This is a genomic window from Paracerasibacillus soli (assembly GCF_042432965.1).
GTDB classification, from domain to species: Bacteria; Bacillota; Bacilli; order Bacillales; family Amphibacillaceae; genus Paracerasibacillus; species Paracerasibacillus soli.
In genome coordinates, this window is the sequence record NZ_JBHLWL010000017.1 from 72,900 (window position 1) to 90,332 (window position 17,433).

Annotated in this window: 17 protein-coding genes; 5 read left to right on the forward strand and 12 right to left on the reverse strand. The window is 38.6% G+C overall.

Annotated elements, in window-relative coordinates; genetic code table 11:
• Nucleotides 1-133: 133 nt before the first annotated feature.
• The 7 genes from ACFFIS_RS05270 to paaA form a co-directional block, all read right to left on the reverse strand.
• Complete coding sequence (locus ACFFIS_RS05270) at nucleotides 134-910, reverse strand: enoyl-CoA hydratase-related protein (protein ID WP_320380401.1); 777 nt, start codon at nucleotides 908-910, stop codon at nucleotides 134-136.
• 4 nt (nucleotides 911-914) lie between these two features.
• On the reverse strand, nucleotides 915-1,688 hold the full coding sequence (locus ACFFIS_RS05275) for an enoyl-CoA hydratase/isomerase family protein (RefSeq protein ID WP_320380402.1): 774 nt from the start codon (nucleotides 1,686-1,688) through the stop codon (nucleotides 915-917).
• The gene (locus ACFFIS_RS05280; protein ID WP_390186473.1) at nucleotides 1,681-1,986 is read right to left on the reverse strand and encodes an EthD family reductase; all 306 of its coding nucleotides are present in this window, start codon (nucleotides 1,984-1,986) and stop codon (nucleotides 1,681-1,683) included. Before ACFFIS_RS05280 ends, ACFFIS_RS05275 begins: the two co-directional genes overlap by 8 nt.
• A 72-nt stretch (nucleotides 1,987-2,058) precedes the next feature.
• The gene (paaD, locus tag ACFFIS_RS05285; protein ID WP_320380403.1) at nucleotides 2,059-2,547 is read right to left on the reverse strand and encodes a 1,2-phenylacetyl-CoA epoxidase subunit PaaD; all 489 of its coding nucleotides are present in this window, start codon (nucleotides 2,545-2,547) and stop codon (nucleotides 2,059-2,061) included.
• 21 nt (nucleotides 2,548-2,568) lie between these two features.
• Nucleotides 2,569-3,402 carry a 1,2-phenylacetyl-CoA epoxidase subunit PaaC gene (paaC, locus tag ACFFIS_RS05290; protein WP_390186474.1) on the reverse strand — a complete coding sequence of 278 codons (834 nt, stop codon included), beginning with the start codon at nucleotides 3,400-3,402 and terminating at the stop codon, nucleotides 2,569-2,571.
• Nucleotides 3,378-3,731, reverse strand: a complete 354-nt coding sequence (paaB, locus tag ACFFIS_RS05295) for a 1,2-phenylacetyl-CoA epoxidase subunit PaaB (RefSeq protein WP_320380406.1) — start codon at nucleotides 3,729-3,731, stop codon at nucleotides 3,378-3,380. Before paaB ends, paaC begins: the two co-directional genes overlap by 25 nt.
• Before the next feature lie 19 nt (nucleotides 3,732-3,750).
• Complete coding sequence (gene paaA, locus ACFFIS_RS05300) at nucleotides 3,751-4,722, reverse strand: 1,2-phenylacetyl-CoA epoxidase subunit PaaA (RefSeq protein ID WP_320380407.1); 972 nt, start codon at nucleotides 4,720-4,722, stop codon at nucleotides 3,751-3,753.
• Nucleotides 4,723-5,007: 285 nt separating this feature from the next.
• Here paaA and paaX point away from each other — a divergent pair, with 285 nt between their 5' ends.
• Nucleotides 5,008-5,844, forward strand: coding sequence for a phenylacetic acid degradation operon negative regulatory protein PaaX (paaX, locus tag ACFFIS_RS05305; RefSeq protein WP_320380408.1), 837 nt, complete (start codon nucleotides 5,008-5,010; stop codon nucleotides 5,842-5,844).
• A gap of 329 nt (nucleotides 5,845-6,173) precedes the next feature.
• Here paaX and ACFFIS_RS05310 read toward each other — a convergent pair whose 3' ends face one another.
• The 4 genes from ACFFIS_RS05310 to ACFFIS_RS05325 form a co-directional block, all read right to left on the reverse strand.
• Nucleotides 6,174-6,701, reverse strand: coding sequence for a gamma carbonic anhydrase family protein (locus tag ACFFIS_RS05310; RefSeq protein WP_390186477.1), 528 nt, complete (start codon nucleotides 6,699-6,701; stop codon nucleotides 6,174-6,176).
• Between the two features lie 15 nt (nucleotides 6,702-6,716).
• The gene (locus tag ACFFIS_RS05315) at nucleotides 6,717-7,097 is read right to left on the reverse strand and encodes a PaaI family thioesterase (protein WP_320380648.1); all 381 of its coding nucleotides are present in this window, start codon (nucleotides 7,095-7,097) and stop codon (nucleotides 6,717-6,719) included.
• A gap of 208 nt (nucleotides 7,098-7,305) precedes the next feature.
• Nucleotides 7,306-8,781 (reverse strand): PH domain-containing protein, encoded by a 1,476-nt coding sequence (locus ACFFIS_RS05320; RefSeq protein WP_320380409.1) that lies wholly within the window; start codon nucleotides 8,779-8,781, stop codon nucleotides 7,306-7,308.
• A 5-nt stretch (nucleotides 8,782-8,786) separates the two neighbouring features.
• The gene (locus ACFFIS_RS05325; RefSeq protein ID WP_390186478.1) at nucleotides 8,787-9,278 is read right to left on the reverse strand and encodes a PH domain-containing protein; all 492 of its coding nucleotides are present in this window, start codon (nucleotides 9,276-9,278) and stop codon (nucleotides 8,787-8,789) included.
• A 451-nt stretch (nucleotides 9,279-9,729) separates the two neighbouring features.
• Here ACFFIS_RS05325 and ACFFIS_RS05330 point away from each other — a divergent pair, with 451 nt between their 5' ends.
• The 4 genes from ACFFIS_RS05330 to fdhD all read left to right on the forward strand — a co-directional run bounded on the left by ACFFIS_RS05330 (nucleotide 9,730) and on the right by fdhD (nucleotide 15,899).
• Nucleotides 9,730-10,836 carry a mechanosensitive ion channel family protein gene (locus ACFFIS_RS05330; protein WP_390186479.1) on the forward strand — a complete coding sequence of 369 codons (1,107 nt, stop codon included), beginning with the start codon at nucleotides 9,730-9,732 and terminating at the stop codon, nucleotides 10,834-10,836.
• A gap of 128 nt (nucleotides 10,837-10,964) precedes the next feature.
• Complete coding sequence (locus ACFFIS_RS05335) at nucleotides 10,965-12,251, forward strand: L-lactate MFS transporter (RefSeq protein WP_390186480.1); 1,287 nt, start codon at nucleotides 10,965-10,967, stop codon at nucleotides 12,249-12,251.
• A 187-nt stretch (nucleotides 12,252-12,438) separates the two neighbouring features.
• On the forward strand, nucleotides 12,439-14,790 hold the full coding sequence (locus tag ACFFIS_RS05340; RefSeq protein WP_390186481.1) for an FdhF/YdeP family oxidoreductase: 2,352 nt from the start codon (nucleotides 12,439-12,441) through the stop codon (nucleotides 14,788-14,790).
• A 296-nt stretch (nucleotides 14,791-15,086) separates the two neighbouring features.
• Nucleotides 15,087-15,899, forward strand: a complete 813-nt coding sequence (fdhD, locus tag ACFFIS_RS05345; protein ID WP_320380412.1) for a formate dehydrogenase accessory sulfurtransferase FdhD — start codon at nucleotides 15,087-15,089, stop codon at nucleotides 15,897-15,899.
• A gap of 22 nt (nucleotides 15,900-15,921) precedes the next feature.
• Here the strand turns inward: fdhD and ACFFIS_RS05350 are convergent, their stop codons facing one another.
• Nucleotides 15,922-17,403, reverse strand: a complete 1,482-nt coding sequence (locus ACFFIS_RS05350) for a glycoside hydrolase family 32 protein (protein WP_390186483.1) — start codon at nucleotides 17,401-17,403, stop codon at nucleotides 15,922-15,924.
• Between the last annotated feature and the right edge of the window lie 30 nt (nucleotides 17,404-17,433).

A 17,433-nucleotide genomic window follows, 5' to 3' on the forward strand; every position in this document is an offset into this window, starting at 1 on the left:
ACCGAGGCCCATCAGCCGCCCGCGGAAAGCGCAGTGTTTTCCCGTAGCGATGTTAGCGAGCTAATTAAGTTTAAAGGCAAGTTTTCACTACTGAACAGTTTGGGGCTGCTATGATGCTATGAACTTTGCAATTTTATTTTCCTTTAAAATGAGGCTGTCTTTTTTCTATAAATGCTTGCATTCCTTCTTGGTGATCTTCTGTTTGGCCTGCTATGCGTTGGGCTTGCGCTTCATGTTCTAGCACTATATCCATAGGTAAATGCATGCCGTCATGCATATAGCGCTTCGTTAATGAAAATGCCTTCGTCGGAACACGCGCTAATTGTGTTGCAAATTTCTTTACTTCCTGCTCCCAATCTTCCTTTGTCACTACTTTTGTTGCCAAACCTAATGCCAAGGCCTCTTCCGCACTTATCGTTTCTCCTAAAGTGGCAATTTCCAATGCCTTCGCGTAACCTACTAGACGGGGTAAAAAGTAAATGAAGCCTGAATCTGGAATTAAACCGATGTTCATAAAGGCACTTACAAATTTTGCTCCTCGTTGTACAATACGAAAATCTGCAGCTAATGCAAGACTCATCCCAGCCCCTGCTGCAACGCCATTTACTGCAGCTATAATTGGCTTATGCACGTGTCGCATTGCGCGCACCATCGGATGGTAACGAGTTCGTAAAAACTCTCCATGGTCTGTCTGGTCATCTACCCCTCCTAAATCTTCACCAGCACAAAATGCTTTACCACTTCCAGTTATCACAATGGCGCGAATCATTTCATCTCTATCTAAGGCTTGTAGCATAGCGATTATTTCCTTATTCATCGTTGGGGTAAAAGCATGATATTGTTTCGCTCTATTAAGAACAATGGTTGCAATTCCTTCATCCTCTACTAATTTAATTGTTTCATAAGCCATGTTTCTATCCCCCTTTAAACGATGGAGTCCGTTTTTCAAGAAATGCCCGCATTCCCTCTTTTTGATCCGCTGAATCAAAAGCGAGATAAAAGTTTTTTCGCTCTAACTTCATCCCATCTTGTAATGATAAGTCCTCTGCTGCAATCACTGCTTCCTTTATAAGCCGTACAGCAATTGGTGCTTGCTTCGCTATCTTTTTCGCTAGTTTGATTGTTTCTTCTACGACTAGTTCAGGGGCAACGATACGATTTACAATTCCAAACGTATGCGCCTCTTTCACACTCATAAATTCTCCAAGCCAAATCCACTCCAATGCTTTCCGCGTTCCCATCGCTCTTGTTAAAAGCTGTGTACCACCGGCTCCTGGTAATACGCCTAATTTAATTTCTGGAAATCCAAACTGTGCTTGTTCCGAAGCAATAATTAAATCGCAATGAAGTGCTAATTCAAAACCACCACCTAATGCAAATCCTTCTACTGCGGCGATAATCGGCTTTTTTATTCTTAGCAATCTATCCCAATCGCGAAACGGATCTTGTAATTCAAAGGATAGAGCTGTTTCATGGAGCATTTCTTCAATATCTGCTCCAGCAGCAAATGCCTTTTCATTTCCTTTCAGTACAATAACTCGCACATTCTTATCCTGATCAAATGCTTCCATTTGCTCGACAACTTCCAGTACCATACTGCGATTTAAAGCATTTGCCACATGGGGACGAAACAACTGAATGATCCCAATATCATCTTCCACAGATGTCCGTATACATGATTTATTCATCTACAGACTCACCAATCATCAACGTTACAAGATCACCCGCAAATTGCATCACATCTTTTCCGGATGCCTTACCTTCATCTGTTTTCATTGCTGTTTGTAGTGCATCTAAATCGTCATAAATCATTTCACACAACAAGTAATAATCACTTTTTCCCATTGGTGAACCGATTATTTTCGTTACCTTCATATCTCGTAATCCTGGAATCTTTTGCGTTAATGGTGCATGCACATTAAAATAATGCGCATCAAACTTCTCCTTGTCTGCTGGTTGTTTATACAATGCAATTACTTTTGCCATGATATATGCCTCCCTAATATATTTTTTTATTACACTAGCTATGAAAGTTTGAATCTAACAAATAACTCTCCTTTACACTTGTGCTACAACAGGCTTCATCGCCTCGAATGGATTACGGCAGTTCATACAATATAAAATACTGCGACATGCGGTAGGTCCAAATACATTTTCCATTGATGTATAATCCGAATTACAAAATGGACAATAAACGGTCCACGCTTCCCCCGGCTTAAATTGATCTGGTGGTGGTGCAATGCCATGCTTTTTTAATCGTTCTTTTCCAACATCCGTAATCGCTTTTGTCGACCATGGATATTGAAAAGAGAATACAACATCACACTTTTCCACCCAATGAAGCTGCTCAACAGCTCGTTTTACGTCACGTTCAATAAAGTCTAATGCAGGACAGCCTGCAAATGTCGGGACCATTGTAATCTTAATCTGATATTTTTCTATTTCAATGTCATGAACCATCCCTAGGTCAAATACGCTTACCGACGGAAGTTCTGGGTCATCTACTTGTTTTAACACAGCAATTACTTCCTCCATATGATCTGACACCTTTATCCCTCCAATAACGACTTACCAAACAGCTAGTTGGTCACTTACATAAACTTCTGTCAAGACAGAAATTGCATCTACTAAGTCTGCCGTATATTCCATTTGCCTCCCATTTCCAAGACGGCTTTTTGGCATACCTGAAGGAACCGTTCCTAATGTAGCTTCAACTCGTTTTAGCCATTGCTCACTTATAGATTGAGCCCCTGTAATTAATTGGTGTTTCACCATGTCTTCATGACATACACCTAATTCCAGACAGTCTCCAAACTCTTGCCATGCTTCAACAATCCGCTCCCTAATACGTGTTTTTGCCTCTTTTGTTGAATGGATTAATTGTGTAATCCATAATTCCCAATGGGCGAGATGATACGTCTGTTCCATTAATATTTTTTGTGCTACCAACTTTAACGGTTCATAAGAGCTTGTTGAAACCGCTTCCAATTTTACCTTTTTAAATACTTCATAAAAATAATGACGCACGACTGTGAGCGCCCAATCAAATTGTGGATTTTCCAAGTATGTACCAGTACCATTTTTCTTTTCTAAATAGATGGCATTTCTACGTTCCTTTGCTTGTCTTTCATGTGCCAGCTTATCCGCCTCTCCCTCACCAAGTTCTTCAAGTAGCTGGTAATACATAAAAGCATGCCCCATTGTGTTTTGTGTAATGGATGAAAAAGCAACATCCTCCTCGATATGTGGTGCAAGGCCAAGCCATTCTGAACCACGATAGGCAACAATAAAATCATCGTCTGCTAATTGATATAATAATTCCGTTAGTGCTTTTATATAAGTTCGATCTTGTTTTGCCTCCGCCGCTGTTTTTACAATCATTGCTTTTTCACCTCTTTCCAAGAGAAGATTTCCTTTTCATCTAGCATGCCTAATTGTTTATCATTCCACTTTTTCCGTAAATAGCCATAGCCCCGTGTTGTACGATAGTCTTTATTCTTTAACCGTTTCGTCCAATTTTCTCTTTCCTCACTCGTCATCTTTCGTATAGCATCACGCTTTACAACCCACACATCGATAACTTCTTCCCGGCGCATAAAGTTTTCTTGCGCCATCATCAATGCCATCTCCTCATTTGGAGCCAATAGACTAAATTGATACTGCATAGGTGCTTTATGCCCTCGTTTACTAAACACTTCATAAACATTGTAAAAACTTTCCTTTTCACCCATGGCTATTCACCCACCTCTCTTAAGCAAGGGCTTCGCGTACCCAACTATTTTTATCGTATGCTATTTTACGTAATGCTAGCCTTTCTTTTGAACATGGTCCTTCATTTTTAATAATTTTTCTAAACTGACTCCAATCAGGTTGTTTGTATTTCCACTGGTGCGCTTCTTTGTCATAATAGACGGTTTCATCTGGTACTTTTAATCCAAGCGCAAACACGCGTGGTAAATATTTATCTAAAAATGCCTGTCTTAATTCCTCATTATTATTTTTACGAATTCGGTATTTAATCATAATATCTTGTTTTGATGAACCGGTTGTTTCAGCGGATGCTGGGCCAAAGAACATGAGTAAAGGTTCCCACCATCTGTTAAGGGAGTCTTGAAGATTTGCACGTTGTTGTTCCGTTCCTTCTGCTAATGCCATAATAATCGCTTCACCATGCTGTGCATGAAATACTTCCTCCGCACAAATTCGTTGTAAAGCTCTTTGATACGGACCGTAAGAAGCATCTAGCATATTCGTTTGCGTAATAATCGCTGCACCATCGACAAGCCAAGCAATCATACCTGCATCTGCCCATGTTTTCGTTGGCATATGAAACACATTATGAAACTTTAATTTCCCGGAAAGTAAATCTTGAATTAAATCATCACGTGTTTTGTTATACGGCGTTAGTAAATCTTCTGCTACACGTAATAATAATTGACCGTGCCCCATTTCGTCTTGCACCTTTGCCATAATCCCCAATTTCCGCTTTAAGGACGGAGCTTTCGGTACCCACTCTTTTTCAGGCAACGCCCCCATGATTTCACTCATACCATGCATTGAGATTAACTTTATTAACGCTTCACGATAATCATTAGGCATCCAATCATCAGCTTCAATCTTTTCACCCGCTTCAATTTTTCTCATGAATTGTTCATATTTTTCTGTATCTATTTGTTGTCGATCATTGGATACTGAATCTCCACCCTCCACATAATGATACATACACCATAACCCCCATCACGTTATATTAACGTCATTTTATCAAACCGTCATACTTTAATCAAGCGTATTTTTATAAAATTTAGAATAAAAAGTGGAATAGAAAGCTTCTAACTACTGATACGAAGATTGTTGTAGTTATTTCCTTATATAACACCTTTACTACGTTCGTATTATTTTTATTACAAAAGCATGAAATATTATCGTAATTCATGCTAAAATATAGAGTGGATAACAATTGAGCTTTGAGCATATAGGAGCTTCAACAAATATGGAAAGGACAGAAACATGGAGAAACAGTTTAATACACGATCAATGATTTTCACACTATACGGTGACTACATTCGGCATTATGACCATGTGATTTGGATAGGAAGTTTAATTCGCTTACTAGAAGAATTTGGGCACAATGAACAAGCAGTTCGTGCAGCCATATCGCGAATGAATAAACAAGGTTGGGTACAAGCCGAAAAACGTGGCAATAAAAGCTATTACTATCTTACAGAACGTGGTAAGGCCCGAATGGAAGAAGCATCCAAACGTATATATAAAACGGAAGCACCGAGATGGGATCAGAATTGGTATATGCTCGTTTATACAATCCCAGAGGAAAAGCGCCATGTCCGTGATGAATTACGTCAAGAACTTGTTTGGAGTGGCTTTGGATTACTAGCAAATAGTTGTTGGATTACACCAAACCCTATGGAGGAGGAAGTAGCGAGATTAATAGAAAAATATGATATAAAGGAATATGTTTCTTTTTTTAAAGCTACATACATAGGGATGCAAGATCAAACAGCACTCGTACAAAAATGTTGGGATTTAAGCGAAGTGAATCATCGTTATGATTTATTTATTAAAGAGTATAGTGAAAAATATATACTTGCGAAGCGTAAATTAGAAAAAGGGGAACTATCAGATGGAAGTTGCTTTGTAGAAAGCGCTTGGCTCGTGCATCAATATCGAAAGTTTCTATTTATTGATCCGAACTTACCTGAACCATTATTGCCGCAGGATTGGCTTGGTGATGCAGCCGCTTCACTATTTACTGATTATTATCAAATGCTTCAAAAACCAGCTACGCGATTTTTTGAAACTGTTTTTGCACTTGGAGAACATGATTAAATGTTTTGTATGCAAAACTTCAATGAGTAGGGGACTCGTATGTTCCCTACTCATTGTTAATTGCACGAATGATACTTTTACTACTTGGTACATCTCCCGTTACATGCTTCAATCCCTCGAATTTCTGAAAAGGAATATACAGTCGATTAACAAATAATAAAAAGACTCGGACATGCATCACGATGCATCCGAATCATTCGCTCTATTAGCTATCATGATTTAACCTTTTCTTCTAAGTTACTTCTATCTTTGTCTTTTCTATCGATTTCGAACATAGGGAATTGGTGGTCTTTTTTCAAGTTTAAAGAGATGGTATCGGCAGCATTATTTCAGCGGATTTTTTGAAATATCTCTCGGCTTTTATATGCTTGGCCTTTTTCTACATATGTTTCAATCGTTTCATTTATCATATGATAGTCCTTTTCAGTTAATTCTCTTACCACTTTACCTGGTGAGCCAACTACTAATGATCGCGGCGGTATTTTTTTCCCTGGTGGAATAAGACTGTTTGCACCGATGATTGTATATTCGCCAATATCCGCCCCATCCAATACAGTTGCCCCCATCCCTACAAGTACACCTTTACGTAGTGTGCAACCGTGAATAATTGCCTGATGACCGATTGACACTTCATCTTCCAAAGTTAAAGGAAACTGCTCATAAAGATGGCATATTGTGTTTTCTTGTATATTACATCTCTCTCCAATGCGTATCGGACCTTCATCGCCGCGGATTAAAACATGAAACCACACACTTGAATACGCACCAATTTCTACATCACCTATAATTTTTGCACCATCCGCAATAAATACTGTTTCATCGATATGTGGGATATGTTCCTTATACCGATATATCATGATCATTCTCTCCTTTTAACTCTCTTTTGGTTGCATAATGAGGACAGAGGAAACAGCTGATGCGACTTTCTTTTCAGCTTGTGTTATATCCGCGACTACGTAGGCTAATGTTCGACCAAGCCTCTCCACTTTTGCCATTACCGTGATTTCTCCTTTGAAAGCCGGGCGATGAAATGTCGTATGTAAATCAATCGTTGCAAATCCTTGGTCTTCCGTTAGCATGGAGGTAATCGCATACGCCATCATAATATCCGCAGCAGAAGAAAGAAATCCACCCATCACGACACCGAGTCCATTGATAAACTTTTCGTCAATTTGCCAAACACCATAGGCGACGCCACTGTCTGCACTTTCCACAGTAATTTGCATCGTTTCATCACATGGTGGCGGTACCATCTTCCCCTTCGCCACCGCTTGTAAGTCCTTCACCGAATATTTTTCTACCAATCATTCACCAACTCCCCTTTAGTTATCCATATAACAAAATATAAACATGCGTTTTTATTCCGTCACCTCAATACTAGTTACTTTAATATTTTTTGTCAATTTGAAATATTGCACCTCATACACAATATAATCAAAATATCCGTGTTAAAATGTATGACTAAGTAGATTTTATCTGAATTTCCTCTCTTCGTTGGTCATACCAATTTTGAAAATCTTCTGCATGATGAATCGTAATATCTTCAAGGGTTTCAGCATGATACGGCTTCGTACGATTATATGTCGTAATCGTCGAAAGTCCAAATTTCCGTTGTAGCAGGGATTGTTCCATATTTATTTCGATAACTCGTTTTCGGTTTGTCACAAAAACGGTCGACCATAGGCCACCTGTTTTCATTTGAATAAATTGTTGTTGAAAAACAAAACGCGTATTTCGGTAGTTAAAGAATCGCGACAGATACGTTGCAATGAATAAAATTGGCGATACAAACCACCATTCAGGTTTCAACCAGATGATGAGTCCTGTCGCAATAAGCCAACTCCAAGGCAAACGTAACATACGAACAATAAGTGCCTGTTTCGTCAGCTTTTGCAAATCTGAAGTAAACTGAAACTCTGGCAACAATTCTTCCAATAAAGTTTGTGCACGTTTACTTGGTAAATATGGATAAAGTGAATTCACCGCTTCCTCATCATCATCTCTACTAGCGCTCACTAAAATTACTTCCGACAGTCCTAGTAGTTTCTTTAATGGGTTTTGTGTAATCTTCACCGCCTGGACATTTTCTTTGCGGATGGTAAATGCACGTTCACTTAAGACACCACTTTCAATATAAATATGTGCCTCATCTGAGGAGATCTCATACTTTCCGTATTTTAAGTATGTTCGAACAACACCAAAGGTTATCGCGATCAAAACTAAAAGAAAAATGGTGATTGTGATGGAAATCCACGAACTTGTTAAATATGCAAAAACTCCTTCCGCCTGTTCTTCAATGTCCACAACATCCTCCATATTTTTGAATAAAGTAACAAGGATGGGAATAAAAGCGAGAAAGCTAAAGGATAAGAAAGAAGCCTTTATTACATCCTTTCGTGTCGGATTGAAATGAACGATCCGCTCTTCACCTTGCTCCGCTTGCACCGATTCATCATCTTTTTGTGCAAAATCTGGAATGTCTGTCGTTTTGGCCACTTTAAAATCATGTAATTGTTGTTCAATTCGCTTTGCTTCATCACGCTTAATTCCAACTAACTTCACAGAAGCACGATCATCTGTTGCACTTGTTTCCAATAATAATATCGTCAACTGGAAAGGCTGAAAGTAAAACGGCGTTTGCCAGCGAATATTTTGTACACGCTCTAACGGTATGCGACTATATTTTTTACGAAATAAGCCTCGTGAAACATCAATGGATTGGTTTGTTAACACGTATGTCGTCTTCCACCACTCAACGATAATCGCAATTAATCTACTAATTAGAAATACACAAAAGATAATCCGTGCTATTTTAATAAACATGGATACGTCATTAAAATGAAGTACAAATAAATATAAAAAAACAAAAATGCTATTTTTCAACGTTGTTAAAAATAGGAAAGCAATTTTCATTGGATGCATTCTTTTCGGTTCCAAAATATTCACTCCACTTCTTTCAGTTTGGCAAGGTGGGCTATTTTCTCTCGCAGTTGTAATGCTTCCTCATCTGGGAGTGCCGGAATCGTGTGTGAAGATGTCATCGTTCCTATATGAATTGCATGTAGCTTATATTTTCTAAGTATTGGTCCTTGTTCTGCTTCCACATATTGTACTTTTGTCATTGGAATAACCGTATAACTCTTATGGAATATCCCTTGTTTGATTTTTACAAACTCCTCTGATATTCCGTAACGCCAATATTTCTGTTTGAGCTTCGGTTCTATCGTTACTTCCCAACACGCATATACAATATCAATGCCTAGTAAAACCCATAAAACGGTAGGTATCCACGCGTACCAGTGGAAGTTATAACTAGCCCATATTAGTGCACCACCAATGATTAGCACAATCACTTGTGAAATTACACTGGAAATTCGCCAAACGGCAATGGCCTCTTTGGCAATCCTATGATTTGGTTCGTTTATTTGAAGCATATTTACTCTCCTCACTCTCAATCATATTACGGATAAGGATGGATGAAAGTTTCACACCATACCCTTCCATTTATCTATCTTATATGTGTGACTCCGACTTTAGTAGTATGCAGAGTAAATCAAAAGCCAGATAAAATCCACCTTCAAATTCAATCTCTGAGCCGACGACGAAGCTTATAAAAAAATATATGATGATATTAACAAACATAAAAGGAGTGCTTTACCGATGAACTTATATCATTATGATATGATGCATAGTATCATTCAGGCGAAATTAAGAGAATTAGAGGAATTCCTGGAAGAACCACAAGTTAAAAAAGCAAATCGATCACTTTAATCCTACTCATTTATCCTACTCATTCATTGTTGAACGTCTACTATATATGGTAAACTTTTGTATATTACGCTTTTATTTATCATATAGTGTGATGTAATAGGGAGGGTACGGATTATGACATGGGAATTGTTCATATCGCCAGAACACTTAATAAAACTAGGAATTTCAATTGGAATCTTACTTGTCTTTCTATTCTTTAGAAAGATATTTGCAAAATATATTTTTTCCATCCTATTAAAAGTTAGTAAAAAGTCTAAGGGAAATCTATTTTCTACAATCTACCACGCTTTTAATAAACCTATACAATGGATTGTCGTGATCATTGGTTTATATGTTGCTGTATATTACTACCCATATTTAAAACATGAAAGTATTATGTTTATTCGTTTTATTCGGATAGCGATTATACTTTGTATTACATGGGGGCTATTAAACATGGCTGCCACAACTTCTACTTTATTTAATAAAATTAATGAAAAGACAAATTTTAAAATTGACGAAATCCTCATCCCCTTTTTATCAAGAGCTTTGCAAATTGTAATTATCGCAATTGGATTAACTATCATTTTAAAAGAACTAGATTATCCAATTGACGGACTTATCGCCGGACTTGGTCTTGGTGGTCTTGCCTTTTCATTAGCTGCTAAAGATGCACTCGCTAATTTATTTGGCGGGGTCATTATCATAACAGAAAGACCTTTTACAATCGGGGATTGGATTTTAACACCTAGTGTTGAAGGAACCGTTGAAGATATTACCTTCCGTAGTACAAAAATCCGGACATTCGCCCAAGCGCTTGTTACTGTCCCAAATGCAACATTAGCAAATGAATCGATTACAAACTGGAGTAAGATGGGAAAAAGACGCATTACGTTCACCATTACGATTGCGTATGATACCCCCTCCCAAAAGATAAAAAAAGTCGTGAACGAAATCGACCAATTGCTTAAAAACCATCCAGAGGTACATCCGGAAACAATATTTGTAACATGTGATGACTTCAGCGCAAATGGATTAGATTTATATTTATACTTCTTTACGAATACGACCGATTGGGGTGCGTATTTAAAGGTGAAAGAAGAAATAAATTTAAAAATACTAGATATTTTAGATGCAGAAAATGTTGTGATTGCCCTGCCAAGTAGAAAATTGTATGTCGAATCGGAACAGGAATCACCATCACCAATTAATGAAACAAAACAAAGAGCACAAGATTCCTAAAATGGGGGTTAGACTTGAAAGGGTCTGACCCCTTTTATTATTCATTTTTAGTATTGCAATGTAAACGTTGTCATGTTACGATATGAATTAAATTTATAATCGTTTGAATTTTCAAAGGGGGATAGCAAATGAACAAAGTAAAAAACAGATGGCTTATTGCCTTGTCTGCCGTAGGTATTCATATTTCAATTGGATCTGCCTATGCTTGGAGTGTGTTTACAAATCCTTTAGCTAATCAATATGGATGGGATACAACTGAAATCTCCATTGCTTTTAGTATCGCTATTTTCTTCTTAGGAACGTCCGCCGCATTTATGGGGAGATTCGTCGAAAAGAACGGACCTCGAAAGTCCGGAATGCTTGCAGCTTTATTTTTCGGTGTCGGGGTCGCTGGTTCGGGACTAGCTACGTCAATCGAATCGCTCTATTTATTATATTTATCTTATGGGGTTATCGGTGGAATTGGTTTAGGCATTGGTTATATCGCGCCTGTTTCTACATTAGTAAAGTGGTTTCCAGATCGTCGTGGTCTAGCTACTGGACTCGCAATTATGGGATTTGGCTTTGCTGCTCTCATTAGTGGACCAGCCGCAGAATCATTACTCAGTTCAGTCGGTATATCGAATACATTCTTTATTCTGGGTGCCATATACTTTATCGTGATGATGCTGTCATCTCAATATTTATCACCACCTCCTGAAGGTTGGGCACCAAAGGGATTCATCGAAGACGGGCAAGCTAATAAGACAAAAATTAAACCAGACCTTTCACAACTGACAGCAAATGAAGCAGTTAAAACGCGTCGCTTTTGGATGTTATGGTTGATGCTCTTCATTAATATAACATGTGGAATTGCAATTTTGTCAGTTGCCTCCCCTATGGCACAAGAAATAACCGGAATGACAGCTGTTGCTGCCGCCGCAATGGTTGGAGTCATGGGATTATTTAATGGTGGAGGAAGAATTATGTGGGCCTCTTTCTCTGATTATATTGGCCGTCCAAATGTGTATACTGCATTTTTCATCATTCAAGTTATTGCTTTTGTCATGATTCCATTTACTACGAATCCAATCATTTTCCAAGTTCTTATCTTTGCAATCATGACATGTTACGGTGGTGGATTTGCATCGGTCCCGGCATACATAGGAGATTTATTTGGTACAAAACAACTTGGTGCCATTCACGGGTATATTTTAACTGCATGGGCAATGGCCGGATTGGCAGGTCCTATCTTATTATCCATTATCTATGATTCATCTAATAGTTATAATTTAACAATGTTTATATTTGGAGCCATGTTTGCTATCGCACTTTTCGTATCCCTATATATTCGAGTTGATATGAAACGATTAAGGGAGAACCAAGCAACAGAGACGGAAAAGAGTACATTACATCCTGTAAAAGTAACAAATTAGTTTCCATTCACACATAAGACTATTCCGTTTCATTTCAATTATCCGGTTTGTATGCTAGAATCTAGGCGAACGCCGTACCAGTAGAGGCGGCGTTTTCTCTTGTATGGCAATCCCTGCTGAATTAGTTTGGTAAAAGAAACATTTTCTCTTTTTTAATCAATACATATAATACGAGGAGGAGATATATTTGGGTAAAACGAAACATACCGGACCTATTAAACTATCAAAAAAGCCCGATCCAAGTTTATGGGTAAGCAAGGTACCGTTCGGTTTGGGGAAAATAAAGCCCCATCATGTCCGGGATACACTTAAAGTTGTCTGGGAAAACAAAGATAACTTACCTTATGCAACACGAATTTTAACACAAGGTGTTTGTGATGGTTGTGCACTAGGTGTTGCGGGATTAAAGGACCAAACATTAACTGGTCCACATTTATGTACAACGCGATTAAATGTCCTACGTCTTAATACAATCGGTGCAATGAAACAAGATATGCTACACGCGGACATTGATGACCTGCGAAAACTATCTAGTACAGAGCTACGGAAATTAGGCAGAATCCCATATCCATTAATCCGGAAACCGGGTGATCGTAGTTTCTCACGGATATCCTGGGATGACGCGCTAAATAAAATTGCTAAGAAAATTCGTGCTATCGATCCAAAACAGTTAGCATTTTACTTAACATCACGCGGGATAACGAACGAAGTATACTATACCGCTGCAAAGATTTCCCGCTTTTTAGGTACAAATAACATCGATAATGCATCACGAATTTGTCACTCACCATCAAAAACCGCTTTAAATCGATCACTTGGAATCGGTGCCTCTAGTTGTAATTATAAAGACTGGATTGGAACGGACGTCTTATTATTTTGGGGCTCGGTAGCAGCTAACAACCAACCAGTTTCAACAAAATATATGTATGCAGCAAAACGAAAAGGTACAAAAATTATTATCATTAATCCATACTACGAACCATCCATGGATAAATATTGGATTCCCTCTGTCGCGGAGTCTGCGCTTTTCGGCACAAAAATTGCGGATGATGTATATCAAGTAAACATCGGCGGCGACATTGCCTTTATGCACGGTATTATGAAACATTGGTTTGAAATGGAAGATAATATAGCTGGTTCTGCCATTGATCACACATTTGTCCAAAAACATGTCAATGGGTATGAAAATTTAAAGAAAAAGGTAACCGCTTACAAATGGGAACAGCTTGAAAAATCATCAGGATTGACGAGGGAAAGAATGGCCGAACTCGCTACATTACTCGCAAACTCAAAGTCTGCAGTTTTTGTTTGGTCAATGGGCTTAACGATGCACCGCTTTGCTACAGATAATGTATCTCAAGTTGCAAACCTCGCATTATTACGCGGTTTTATCGGTAAAGAACATTGTGGTGTCATGCCAATAAGAGGACATTCTGGAGTACAAGGTTCCGGAGAAATGGGAGCAGATCCATTCGTCTTACCTGGAGGGAATATGGATGCACCGAATAGAGAACGAGTCGAAAAAGTATGGAACTTCGATATCCCTGAATGGCAAGGTGATATCGTAGGAGTATCTCTAGAAAACACCCAATTGCCCGAAGATCATGAACGAAAACTCAAACTCTATTATATGTCTGGTGGTAACTTTCTAGAAACAATGCCAGATCCTGAGTTCGTGGAAAAATGTTTAGCTAGCGTTGACATTCGCGTTCACCAAGATATTATCTTCAATACGTCTACTCTTGTTGATGCAAAAGAGGCCGTCATTGTATTACCCGCCATGACAAGGTATGAGCAACCTGGTGGTGGTACATCTACTTCTACTGAAAGAATGGTCTATTTTTCGCCCGAAATCAAAGGGCCACGAATCGAGGAGGCAAGAAGTGAATGGGAAATATATGTTGATCTAGCAAAACGTGTAAAGCCAGAAGCAGCCGAGCTTATTGACTTTAAAGAAGCCGCTGAAATACGTGCAGAAATTGCTGAAGCAGCACCAAATTATGATGGCATACAACATTTAAAGGAAAAAGGTGACGTCTTCCAATGGGGAGGAGCTTGGCTCTGTGAAGATGGCGTTTGCCCAACCCCTGATGGAAAAGGGAACCTCATAACAGTAGAAATTCCTGAATTAAGAAAGCCAGAAGGGCATTTTTACGTCACAACAAGACGCGGTAAACAGTTTAACTCTATGATTTATGGAGAAAAGGATCCATTTAACGATGCGGATCGTTATGATGTATTAATGAATGAAAAGGATGGAGAAAAACACCAAATTGCAGAAGGGGAAGCAATTGTCGTCTATAACAAGTATGGTACGTTTAACGGACGGGCAAAATTTGTACCAATTAGAGAAGGTAATATTGAAGTACACTGGCCAGAAGGTAATGTTCTCATTGAAAAAGGAGTTTATGAGGAATTTGCGGGTATTCCCGAATATCAAGCAGCCGCCATTGTTGAACGGGCAGAAACATATTACGCTCAAAAAGATACAAAATATGTAGAAAAAAGAGTTGAGGAATTAGAAATGGAACCAAGTTAATCATCATGTGGAGCTTTAATGAAAGGAGTTTCCACGTTTCATCTACTCATGATTAAATGCGTGCATTAACTTGTTGATAATAAAGACACATACCATTGCCAAGTTTAAAGAGACTGGGACATCAAGGGCTGAGCATTACTATAACGAATAAAAACTTCAGCACCCCATTCTACATGTACTAATGGCGAGGTCTGATACTGTGTTTGTCCCAGTCTCGGCAAGATTTTTTTGCAACACACACTTTATTCCGCTTGCATATTCTATAACACATCATATATGAAAGGTTGGTGATAAGCATGAATGAAACAGTCCGCTATGATTGGCAAATCGTGCGCTATCAAGATAATCATTATGCAGTCGTCGATGAATCCATTGCAACTGAATATCCACTGACCATTTTCGTAAATGGAGAAGAGTTTGCGACAATGGTTTGTTCCCCAACTGAAATGAATGATCTCGTCTTTGGCTTTCTTGCATCAGAAGGAATTATTCGAAAACGTGATGACGTGATGGCACTTACGGTAGATGAAGAACGTGGATTTGCGTATGTTGAACTACATGTTCCTTTAAACATGGAACATCACGATCATTCTAAACGAGTCATCGGCTCATGCTGTGGAAAAAGTAGACAATTTTACTTTAAAAGTGATGTCCGTACTGCAAAAACAGTAACAAGTCATCAAATGATATCACCTAGACAGTGTTATCATTTGATGGAAGAAATGCAAAACCAATCTGAGTACTTCCAGCAAACAGGTGGCGTTCATAACGCTGCATTATGTACTGTTGATTGCGTTTTAGAAGTTCGAACAGATATCGGGCGTCATAATGCGCTGGATAAGTTATATGGGCATGTTCTACAAAATAATGTCCATTTAAAAGATAAAGTAATTGTTTTTAGTGGACGCGTATCTTCCGAGGTATTATTAAAAATATCAAAGATTGGAATAGGCATTATCATTTCGAAATCCGCACCAACTGATTTGGCATTAGAACTTGCAAATGACCTCGGTGTTACAGTGATTGGCTTTGTCCGCGGAAAGAAAATGAATGTATATACAAACCCTCAGCGCATTCAGGAATTACCATCCCATGCAGATATCACCTAGCAGACGGATAAGGCTAAAGTAGTTACTTTAGCCGTGTAGTTTGTTCATTTCCTCCGCTTGCTTGCAGAGACCATTTTTGTAAATCAAAAGAAACACTTCCCTTATTCGCAAAAACAATCTCCTTATTTTCTGGGTCAGGGAAGAATCTAGCGGTAAAAACTTCCTCCCCATCGTTTACGAATATTTCTATCGAGGATACATCTAAGAAAATTTGTAATTTCCTTAAATTGTCTATCGCACATACCCTTTCTTCCCATTTTTGGTTATCAAATGTTCTCCGTCGCAAAGTTAAATGATGCTGTTCTTTCCGATAGACTATTTCAACATGATTACGACATGTAATTGAAAATTCCTCTACTTCATGAGTTTCCATATTGTCTATGACTAATTCGAGTGCCGCTCCAGATATACCCGCAAAAGTTTTTGTTTCATGATTGATGGTAATACCAGCGTATGCTACTTCATGTCCCCTTAGTTTTTTTAATTCTTGAACAGGCTGCTGATAAATTTTATTACCCCGCAATTGTATTTCTCGCGGAATTGTTAGCGCATGAACCCAACCGTTTTTTATAGTTGGCTGTAGTTGTTCTTGTTCATCTGTAATCCCCATCCAGGCAACTAGTATGCGGCGACCTTGATTATCTTCTGTCGTTTGCGGGGCATAAAAGTCAAACCCACGATCAAGTTCCGCAAATGCTCCGTGTTCAAATTGAAGTTGTTCATAGTCTAAGTTTCCGAGTACATAACCTGACTGAAACACATTTTGATAATACGTCCCTTTTGGTTCGATTCCTTGTGGTGAAAAAATAAGAACTTCCTCTCCATTTATAGAGAACAAATCCGGGCATTCCCACATATATCCGAATTCCCCAAGCCCATTACGCATAGAACCAACTAGGATCTTTTCATATTTCCAGTTATATAAATCAGCAGAGGAATACATCACAACGCAGCCCTGTTCTTGCTTATCTTGTGCGCCAATTACCATATACCATGTATTACCACGCTTCCACACCTTCGGATCGCGAAAATGTGCAGTAAATCCCTCAGGTAAGTCAATCACTGGTCCCTTCTTTTCAAAATGGATACCGTCCTCTGATACAGCTAAACATTGATACGTTTCACGCTTAGTACCTTTTTTTACATTTCCAGTATAAAAGAGATACAACTTCCCCAGATGTTCTACTGCACTACCTGAATAACATCCATTCCGTTCATAATCTTCCGCCGGTGCCAACGCAATAGGTTGCTCCTTCCATGCCACAAAATCAGCGGATACATAATGCCCCCAAAATTTAGCACCGTGTGTTGTTTCAAATGGATTCCATTGATAAAAAATGTGGAATTCACCATGAAATTGTACGAATCCATTTGGATCATTTAATAGGCCTACAGGTGGCATGAGATGATAATGTAAACGATATGGGTCTCGTTGCACTTGATTACGCATCTTCTCTATACGTTGTTGTACAGATGCGATTAGTTGTCGCTCCCGTTCGTTCATCCAGCATAACTCCTTTACATGTTGAATTAA

Coding starts and splice junctions, on each gene's coding strand:
- ACFFIS_RS05270 (WP_320380401.1), bottom strand. CDS start 910: ATGGCTTATGAAACAATTAAATTAGTAGAGGATGAAGGAATTGCAACC.
- ACFFIS_RS05275 (WP_320380402.1), bottom strand. CDS start 1,688: ATGAATAAATCATGTATACGGACATCTGTGGAAGATGATATTGGGATC.
- ACFFIS_RS05280 (WP_390186473.1), bottom strand. CDS start 1,986: ATGGCAAAAGTAATTGCATTGTATAAACAACCAGCAGACAAGGAGAAG.
- paaB (WP_320380406.1), bottom strand. CDS start 3,731: ATGGGTGAAAAGGAAAGTTTTTACAATGTTTATGAAGTGTTTAGTAAA.
- paaA (WP_320380407.1), bottom strand. CDS start 4,722: ATGTATCATTATGTGGAGGGTGGAGATTCAGTATCCAATGATCGACAA.
- paaX (WP_320380408.1), top strand. CDS start 5,008: ATGGAGAAACAGTTTAATACACGATCAATGATTTTCACACTATACGGT.
- ACFFIS_RS05310 (WP_390186477.1), bottom strand. CDS start 6,701: ATGATATATCGGTATAAGGAACATATCCCACATATCGATGAAACAGTA.
- ACFFIS_RS05315 (WP_320380648.1), bottom strand. CDS start 7,097: ATGGTACCGCCACCATGTGATGAAACGATGCAAATTACTGTGGAAAGT.
- ACFFIS_RS05325 (WP_390186478.1), bottom strand. CDS start 9,278: ATGCTTCAAATAAACGAACCAAATCATAGGATTGCCAAAGAGGCCATT.
- ACFFIS_RS05330 (WP_390186479.1), top strand. CDS start 9,730: ATGACATGGGAATTGTTCATATCGCCAGAACACTTAATAAAACTAGGA.
- ACFFIS_RS05335 (WP_390186480.1), top strand. CDS start 10,965: ATGAACAAAGTAAAAAACAGATGGCTTATTGCCTTGTCTGCCGTAGGT.
- fdhD (WP_320380412.1), top strand. CDS start 15,087: ATGAATGAAACAGTCCGCTATGATTGGCAAATCGTGCGCTATCAAGAT.
- ACFFIS_RS05350 (WP_390186483.1), bottom strand. CDS start 17,403: ATGAACGAACGGGAGCGACAACTAATCGCATCTGTACAACAACGTATA.